Annotated in this window: 2 protein-coding genes; both read right to left on the bottom strand. The window is 66.0% G+C overall.

The window, feature by feature from the left end; genetic code table 11:
• Nucleotides 1-63: 63 nt before the first annotated feature.
• Nucleotides 64-1026 carry an electron transfer flavoprotein subunit alpha/FixB family protein gene (locus tag ACFV88_RS35980; protein ID WP_385496439.1) on the bottom strand — a complete coding sequence of 321 codons (963 nt, stop codon included), beginning with the start codon at nt 1024-1026 and terminating at the stop codon, nt 64-66.
• A gap of 129 nt (nt 1027-1155) precedes the next feature.
• The coding region (locus ACFV88_RS35975; RefSeq protein ID WP_385496438.1) for an electron transfer flavoprotein subunit beta/FixA family protein at nt 1156-1761 on the bottom strand (606 nt) is incomplete at its 5' end.

Below are 1761 nucleotides of genomic sequence, written 5' to 3'. Positions count from 1 at the left end.
CTGTCGGCCCTGTCGTGCTGGGTGCGGGGCCCGGCCGTAAGACGAAGGCGGGTGTGGGGGGTGTCAGCCCTTGCGCTTGTTGATCTCCTCGGTGAGTTGGGGAAGGACCGCGAACAGGTCACCGACCACGCCGTAGTCGACCAGGTCGAAGATCGGCGCTTCGGGGTCCTTGTTCACCGCGACGATCGTCTTCGACGTCTGCATCCCCGCACGATGCTGGATCGCCCCGGAGATCCCGTTCGCCACATACAACTGCGGCGACACACTCTTACCCGTCTGCCCCACCTGACTCGCATGCGGATACCAGCCCGCATCGACAGCTGCCCGCGAGGCGCCGACCGCCGCACCCAACGCATCCGCCAGGTCCTCAATCACCCCGAAGTTCTCCGCACCGTTCACCCCCCGCCCACCAGCCACCACGATCGCCGCCTCCGTCAACTCCGGACGCCCCGACACCACACGCTCCTCACGCACCACCACCCGCCCCGCAAGCGACGCATCCGAAAACTCCACCACCAACTCCTCCACCACACCAGCCCCCACAACCTCCTCCACCGCAGCGGCATTCGGCTTCACCGTGATCACCGGCACCCCCCGCGACACCCGCGACCGCACCGCAAACCCCCCGGCAAACACCGACTGCACCGCCACCGGACCCCCCTCACCCGCCACCACATCCACCGCATCCGTAATCACCCCAGAACCACACCGCAACGCCACCCGCGCCGCCACCTCACGATTCTCCGAAGACGACGACACCAACACCGCCACCGGACCCACCACCCCCACCGCCGCCACCAACGCATCCACCTTCGGCACCACCAACAACTCACCAAACACCGACGCCTCAGACACCAACACCCTCACCGCACCATGCCCACCCAACACCGACACCGCACCCCCCGCACCCGCACCCACCACCACCGCCACCGGATCACCCAACCGCCGCGCCACCGTCAACAACTCCAACGACGGCTTCCGCACCACACCATCAACATGATCCACGAACACCAACACATCAGCCATGACACACTCCCCAAACTCCAGAACGCGAACAAACCAGGACGAATGAACGAACCGAACGACCCCAACGAACCGAACGATCCCAACGCGGCACACCCGACGTGACGCCGAGCATGGTGAACCCAGCCGCAACTAGACGAACTTGTTCACCGCGAGGAACTCCGAAAGGCGCTTCCCGCCCTCACCCTCGTCCACCACCACCGTCCCCGCCGACCGCGCCGGACGCTGCGTCACCTCATCCACCACCGTGTACGCACCCTCCACACCCACCACAGACGCATCCAAACCCAGATCGTCCAAGTCCCACGACTCCACCGGCTTCTTCTTCGCCGCCATGATCCCCTTGAACGACGGATACCGCGCCTCACCCGACTGATCCGTCACCGACACCACCGCCGGCAACACCGCCTCCACCACCTCCGACGCCACATCACCATCACGACGACCCCGCACCACACCACCCTCCACCGACACCTCAGACAACAACGTCACCCCCGGCACCCCCAACCGCTCCGCCAACAACGCCGGCAACACCCCCATCACCCCATCCGTCGACGCCATCCCACACACCACCACATCGAACCCCACCCGACGCACCGCCTCCGCCACCACCAACGACGTCCCCATCACATCCGAACCACCCACACCCCCATCCTCCACATGCACCCCACGATCCACCCCCATCGACAACGCCTTCCGCACCGCATCCCGCGCATCATCCGGACCCACCGTCACCAC

This window comes from Streptomyces sp. NPDC059816, assembly GCF_042732055.1.
In the GTDB taxonomy this organism is placed as follows: domain Bacteria; phylum Actinomycetota; class Actinomycetes; order Streptomycetales; family Streptomycetaceae; genus Streptomyces.
Note: the sequence above shows the minus strand (reverse complement) of the source record. Positions and strands in the feature narration are given on the sequence as shown.